This is a genomic window from Sphingobacterium alkalisoli (assembly GCF_005049105.1).
GTDB classification, from domain to species: domain Bacteria; phylum Bacteroidota; class Bacteroidia; order Sphingobacteriales; family Sphingobacteriaceae; genus Sphingobacterium; species Sphingobacterium alkalisoli.
The window spans coordinates 1-7647 of the sequence record NZ_SUKA01000016.1 but is presented as its reverse complement, the minus strand read 5'-3'; the positions used below and the strand labels follow the sequence as shown (position 1 = coordinate 7647).

Here is a 7647-nt window from a genome sequence, read left to right as displayed (position 1 = left end):
CGGTCTCCAGGATATAGTTCTGGTCGCTGCTGCCGAAATTGGCACCTCCAGAAGAACCGCCCACTGAAAAAGTGAGGATCGAAGTGGCTGTCCCGCTGGTATTTCGCGCAGTCACCGTATAGCTCTGACTGGCCGTAACAGCAGATAGCTTACCGCTGATCTTTCCTGTGGAATGATCAAATGTTAGACCGCTAGGAAGTGCCGGACTAATGCTATAAGCTGCCTGTATATTCACCTTTTTGATACGGTGTGATGTATTCTCTGTGATATGGTATTTGCCGTCGGGTGTCCGTGAGATCCCGAAAGGGTTGGTAAACTGACCGCCTGTCGAAATTGTCGTAACATAGCCCGAAGGGGAGATATGTTTTAGTCCGCTGTAGGTTTGGTCAACAAAGTATATATTGCTCTTGTCTACAACTAGATTGTTAGCATGAAATCGTGCCGCCGAGCCTAGACCGTCGATATTCCCAGCGGTGCCGTTACCAGCGACCGTGGTCACGTTATTTCCACTAATCTTTCGGATGGCAAAATTTGACCGGTCGGCAACATACAGCTCTCCGTTACCGTCAAAGGAAAGTCCAATGGGGTAATTGAACCTGGCAGTCGACAATGTTCCGTCCAGTAATCCCGCTGTCCCACTGCCCGCATATGTGCTTACCACACCTGCCGGTGTGATTTTGCGGATACGGTGGTTATAGGCATCAGCTACATAAAGGTTGCCCGATCCGTCGAATGCAAGCCCCATCGGATAATGGAACGAGGCCGCCGTACCCGTACCATTAGCTGAGCCGATACTCCCGCTCCCTGCAAATACGGTTACCACGCCAGAAGGTGTAATCTTACGGATGCGGTGGTTCTGCTGGTCGGCGACAAAGATATTGCCAGAGGCATCTATGGCCAGAAAGCTAGGATGGCGGAAACGTGCTGCCGTACCCGTACCGTTAACATAGCCATAGACCGTACTGTTGCCACCCGCAAAAACCGTCTGCACGCCTGCGGCTGTACGCTTCAAAATGGAATGGTAGCCCGTATTGGTGATATACAGCGATCCGTCAGCAGCGCTCGCCGTATTCAGCGAATTGTAATAGCCAGATAGCAGTGTCTGTTCAACCGTGACCGAGAATGTTGCCGCATCACCGCTGTTCGTCGGTGACCAGTTGATCTGCTCGTTCACCGCAAAGGTACGTGCCGCTCCGTAGCTGATAACCGGTGCACCCGTCGATAGGGGCTGCACCATCCCCTCCTCCGGTAGCAGCTGCGACATGTTCATCATGGAAGCCGGGACGACAGACTGCATATGTGCGTTCAGGGTATCGGTCTGCGCTCCGGCGCTTAAGAACTGCACTGCAAACAGCAGCGACAGGTAACTATATAGTTTAATGGATGATAGCTTCATATCCTGATCAATAAGGGATCGTGTTTTTTTAGTTAGTGCCGGGTTTATAGTGGTACTGATAATTTTTCAATACATTGCTCTCGAAATCCAGCACATCCTTCAGTCGCTGGAAGCCGTCGTATTTGTAATACTCCGTAATGCCACGCGGATCTGTCATACTCGTCATCCCTATCAAAGGATCATAAGTATAGGTGGTCATTTGTGCGTCGACTGGATATAGCCGAACATCGTCGATCAACGTCCCACTGGTTAAAGAGGAACCGATCGTGATCGATGTAGCATTTCGAAAAACATAACGACACTCGTACCAGTCGTCTGCAGACGGAACAGAACTTATGGAAACCTGAACCCCGCCAGTGAACGTCGGTATAGCCTGACCTTTTACACACATCGTAACGATATATGTCTTGGAACTGTTCAATCCACTCTTGCTCAGCGGTGTGTTACTTCTAAGGATATAACTTCCATTACCCGTGTAAGGCATTAGGTTATAGGCAGGTCCACTGTATATCCAGTTCCCTTTTTCAGTGCCTTCAAAGCCAGCATATGCTATATCATTATAAGAAGCGTTAACAACTTTTGCTAAAAGCGAGATATTATTATGTGACCAGAGATATGAAACAACAGGTCCTTCTCTTTCCTTGGAATAGCTGATCGTATTTGCCGTAATGTCATACCTCAAGATCATGGAGATCGGAAGCGTATATGGAATACTTGGATTGATTGGCGGCAGCGCTTCACCTTGCGCGATATCGGCAGCAAGCATATCCTCTAATTGACCAAGGTTATTATACCTGAACTGTTGAGCAGAGACACCGGTGCCGTTTCGTAGTGTTCTAACATCAATTGGCTTATTCAATATATATTTATTTGTGAGATCGCTAAAATTAGCCGAGCCGATACTATAGTCCTGGGGATATAGGTACTGCGTTTCGGAAAGTACCCCCCGGCTCATTTGCTCCGTTTGACGACTTAATTGTGCATGGACGACGTTATCATAGTAATAATTAACTTGGGAAATAACAGGATTAAAACCATCTTTATCATATACCGTCCGTTTCTCGGAAGAAAGATAGTTCCACTTTGAAATTATGGCATATTTCCCCATATTAAAATAATTATTCAATTTGTCATATCCCCAAACTATACCAGGTTGCGGCAGAGATATAAGCTGAATAACAGGATAGTACTTAGTTTTTTCGTACGCAGGGTGATCAGTATACCCATATTCTATTGATTCAACAAGCTTGGATTCTTTGGAAAAATACTTAACAAATTTCTTTTGGCCAGATTTCCATCCACCATTGGTTTTCCCATTTGGGAGCATGGTATACGTCCCATAGATAGTTTCGCTCTCATCTGTGTCGAACTCTACAGTAAAACCATGTTCCTCCCATCCATTATTTGGCTCGTTATTATGGATCTGTACCCGTTGGTATCCACAATTATAGACGCTTGATATAGATGTCGGGTTTATCCAGTTCGATCTCAGCCAGTAAACGGTATATTGTGTTGTGTAAGGCATTGGAACCCCATCATCGTTAAAAGGATCTTCGCCAATGTTAATACACTCTGAGCTAAAATTAAATGCAACAAAATATTCTCCGGTCAAAGTACTATATACATTTGTTCTTCCTTCAAAATATTTATAGGTCTTCGTTACGGCAGACGATCCCAGTGAGAGATAGTCTATTTGTTTGGACACCCGAATACCTCCGATGGCCGCTCCAATTTCATTTGTATGTGATTCATACTCGAAAACAGTGTATCCACCCGTTGGATATTCGATCCGTTTTAATACGCCCTTTTTAGAATAGGATGCATTAGGGTTCCTATCAGCATTTGTATGCTCTGCAGGGAAATAGGTTGACTTGATAACCGGAGGGACCCTGTCAGGAAGAAGGCTGGAATTGAAGGCTCCGTTGAAATATCCCCAATGATCCTGCGCATAGGATAGCCTGATCGGTAGTTCCGTAATATCATTATATGTAAAACTGTACCGTTGGACATTGTTTGCTACATTATCCTTTATGAACATCGAGTCCAAAAAAAGTCTGTAGCGAACGTCGTCTTTCGATGTATTATTATTCATCTGATCCAATGCAACAGAATTGGAAAACCCAGAGCTATATTGTGAATGTTGGAAGAAGTCTACTGATCGGAGAAGTTCTCCCCTATAATCGTATACACTCAATCCATTTATCTTACGTTCAGGTAGATCCAATCGGTTGTTATCACTATCAAAAACAACCTTGCCATATCCTTTTGCGACTATAGAATCTATTACCAGCGTCATGATACGAGTTTTCTTTAGCTCCGCAAATTGTTTTACTCCAAGGTCATATGGACACGGGGTCTGCGCATTTGAAGACGTGGCTATTACATAAGATCTATTATCCGTTATTGCAGTCTTAATTTGATATGCTGCTGAAAATTTGTAGTAAAACTTTATCTCATCACCCTGAGGATGAATAATTCTCGAAAGTGAATAGCTCGTTATCGAACTCGTTAGTCCTTCTCCAGAGAACTCGCCAGAAGTAAATTCGTATTTAACACCATCCGGTGTAGTGATCGAAAATGTGTTGTATTTCAAGGGTTGTTCGATCTTAATCTTTTGATAAGGAACAAGAACGACCTGATGATTATTATCAACGTAGAACTGACCGGAATACTTGCCAACCGAAAACGAAAACATATCGGGTTCTGTATCAACCTCCTGATGCCATGTTGCAAAAAAATCAAAAATTCTCGTTCTGTCCGAACTTGATACAACTGTATTTCTTCTAAAATCCTTTAGATCTATGGGAAAAGCTTCCCGGCTAAATCTGTTCGCGTCGTCGGGATATCCCCTAACCTGTCTCACAAGCGTAGCACCATATGAAAGATTCCAATCATGACCTATATTTGAGGAGGCTTTATTTACGATCAAACCGTTGGAACTATACCTAACTGAAATAGGAACCGACAGATTTTTTGTCTTCAGTTCGTAAAGGGGAATGTTTTGTTCTATAGAACCTGTGAAGAGTCCCACTGGAGTAGAAATATATTTTTCCATTTCTGCCGCAGTTGGTGAAGGAGCAAATTCAAGCATACCATTTGGTATATCCTGACTCATTAGTTCTTTCCCAGAAAGTAGTAAAAGGAATGCCGACAGTACTATTCTACAACTTCTATTCCGCAGATGGCGACGACATAAAGGAACAACCACTTTTTTTCTCATAAGATCAACTCCGAATTTTCTAGATTAATTAATACACAAGATTACATCTTGTCGCTCAAACCAACAATACGATACTTAAAAATTCATATAAAATTGATATAGACTGCCATAAAAAGACTGAATTATAAAATAATTATTTACTAATTATTAATACCATATTCTAATCGGCTGAAGTAAGGATATCGGCTTCATCAATATCCATTAAGATAGAAAAGTTGTTACCAACAACGTACCACAGTTATCTCAACTTTTGTTTGCAATCCACGGCCGCACTTGGTGGAAATTATACAACTCAATAAACTTACTTGGTTCTGAGGCATTGCTTGATTTTCATATGCCCCCATATCCATCATAGCTCCTGTCTAATGAAATCTCACCAATGGCTGTAAATTGATAGATTTATTGCATTTTAATAAAACTCTGATTATCCTAGATGGAAGGGGCTGCAGATTTCGTCGCGGTCTGTAAAACCCGATTAATTGGGACAAAGCTGATACAAATACCTAAAGAACTCAAATTATGACTGAAATAAAGAAAGAAAATTTGAGGATGCTAGAATTTGAACTTCCCTTGTGGAATGTTCGACAGGCTGCAGGATCATTCGATTTTCTTAATTTCTTCAAGCGCAAACCATATTGTGTTGAGCCTTGACTGGATGTACCTTATTTATCACCATCCTCATCTAATTTCAAGGTCAACTCTTCCGGAACGCCTAACTCCTTCCGCTTTTTTAGGTAATCTTCCCTTGAATACGGGCCATATACTTTCGACATAGGGATGTAATCATGTTCATTTTGTTCTCTATGCGAGATGATCCAATAATTGACCGGCCGGGAAAACAAGTCCACGTAATACGGATCATACTGAAACAGGCTGTCTATAACGCTCTGCATGAGGTTAAAATCCGCTGTGCTACGCGTCGTGGATATACCCCTGGATTGCATATTTCGATATAATATACTATCAGGAAACAGATATCTTTCTAAAAAATCAACATCTATTTTCAAGGTATTTTCATCTTCATAATCGATAAAGACTCCATACTCAATTGAGAGTTTACCATGTAAAAATGCCTTATAGTCGCTTAAAGATGGCTTTTGTACCACAATGATAAAGGTCGAATCAAAATCATAATCGACCACTTTTGGATAAATCTGCCTACCCCAACTTGGGCCAAGTAAACGAGCGCCAGATCCTTCATATAAATATTCATAACCTCCACTGAGGTCCCTTGAAACATCCCCAAATCCTGGCCCGCAGGATACCGCCACTAAGGCGGTCATCATTGCTAAAATAATGCTCTTGATCACCATCATACTGACTTTATTTTTCATTAAGATTCAGAAGCTAGCTTGTATTGTTCCCATTTTTCCGTCAATTGTCTCTCTAGTGTATCCACGTAAGTATTTAAGGCTATCATTGGAATCACGATTGGGGAGCCTAATTTTTTATTCTGACGTCTTAAAAGCAGCCTCTTTATAAAATTCTTCTCCCTATCAATAATAAGCTCGGAATTAGTTATATCTATCTTTACCATAGCTACTGAACCCTCATGAATCTGACAAATATCCACAACACTACTCCACGGTATAAAACCGACACTTAGTGAATTAGAGCTATCTATAAGTCCTTTCCTACTAACAATCAATGCTACCTTTCTGAAATAAATCTTAATTGAAAGCAAGAAAATAAAGCTAAAATATATTAGTGAGAAAGCGCCAATTGTTCGAATAATTGTTTCATTACGAACTAAAACAGAGCTCAATAATTCTGGATAAAAAAATAGATAACCTCCAATAGCGATAAAAATCAATTGACCTATTGCTAAAATCCATTTACGCTTTGTGTTAAAAAAAACTGTAATATCCATATTAGTATTCATATATAGTTTCAGCAATAGCACTACCTCCCCAACCACCGACAACTGATGTAGTATCATACTAGGATGAGGAGAGATCTAACCGCTAGCGATTTCATCAACTCAAAAGTTGACGACTTTTATAAAATATAAAAACAAATGAATAAAGTAAAAATTAGAAAAATGTGTTTTCTCATTTTATCACATCTACCCCCAGTTGTTCCAACATCAGAGTACGTTAACAGAAGCAATGTCCATTAATACCCCTTATTCATTGCATTTCCCTTGTTTACATACCAAACTCCTAATTTATCCAATACTCGCTGCTCAAAATTTTTAATTATGGTTTTCCTCAGTGTAATCTCGTGTTTACTGTTTGGCTCTTTATTAATTATAAATATTTCTCCAGATTGGATATTTCGAACAGATATAAGTAGTAGCTCATGGGACCTAGAGGAAGCTATCGGAATTGAAAGGTAATAAATTTCATTGTGGCTAAAGTTAATAGCATATCCTTCATAGAAATATGGGTCACCTTTTCCAACTCTAAAGATGGAATCCTTAAAGCTCGCTATTTGTTTTGCATTAAAATTCATCAAAGTTTGCATAATCGAATCTCTCGAAATTTCAAACTCATACCGCTCTGCCATTAAATTACTTCCTGCAGCAATAAAATCACAAGACGTATACAATGTCAAGATGGAAGATATCATTGAAATAGCAATAACTTTCAATTTGTGTATTTTTTTCATACGTATTTAATTTTATTTTCAATGGCCATATGGAATATCCAAATTACATTCCTTCGTGTTTGTGTACCTTCGCTACATCGATATTTCATATTATTTATTAAGGAAATCGATATGGAAAAATTACACCATTTCTTACATGATTTCCAAATTTATCTAAATACTGCGAAGCGACTTCTATTCCCAACTGAGCAGTTTTTGAAATTGAAATAACGGAAAAAGCTGTCCCCAATCTTCCGACCGTTTGGATCCAAATAATTTATAGGACGGTTGGCCACAAAACCATAGGGTGTCATCCCCACGTAAGCATCTGCCAAAGGGTCATTTATCACCATCCTCATCTAATTTCAAGGTCAACTCTTCCGGAACGCCCAACTCCTTCCGCTTTTTTAGGTAATCTTTCCTTGAATAGGGACCATATACT

5 protein-coding genes are annotated in these 7647 nt (G+C 40.4%); all 5 read right to left on the bottom strand.

The window, feature by feature from the left end:
* A partial coding sequence (locus FAZ19_RS23670) for a putative Ig domain-containing protein (protein ID WP_188876240.1) occupies positions 1-1396 on the bottom strand: 1396 nt, incomplete at its 3' end.
* A gap of 28 nt (positions 1397-1424) precedes the next feature.
* Positions 1425-4616, bottom strand: coding sequence for a hypothetical protein (locus FAZ19_RS23665; protein WP_136823256.1), 3192 nt, complete (start codon positions 4614-4616; stop codon positions 1425-1427).
* Between the two features lie 662 nt (positions 4617-5278).
* The gene (locus FAZ19_RS23660; protein WP_169305772.1) at positions 5279-5950 is read right to left on the bottom strand and encodes a hypothetical protein; all 672 of its coding nucleotides are present in this window, start codon (positions 5948-5950) and stop codon (positions 5279-5281) included.
* Positions 5950-6486 (bottom strand): STM3941 family protein, encoded by a 537-nt coding sequence (locus FAZ19_RS23655; protein ID WP_136823254.1) that lies wholly within the window; start codon positions 6484-6486, stop codon positions 5950-5952. The genes FAZ19_RS23660 and FAZ19_RS23655 overlap by 1 nt, the downstream gene beginning before the upstream one ends.
* A 245-nt stretch (positions 6487-6731) precedes the next feature.
* A complete protein-coding gene (locus FAZ19_RS23650; RefSeq protein ID WP_136823253.1) occupies positions 6732-7226 on the bottom strand; it encodes a hypothetical protein in 495 nt (164 codons plus the stop codon).
* Positions 7227-7647: the final 421 nt, after the last annotated feature.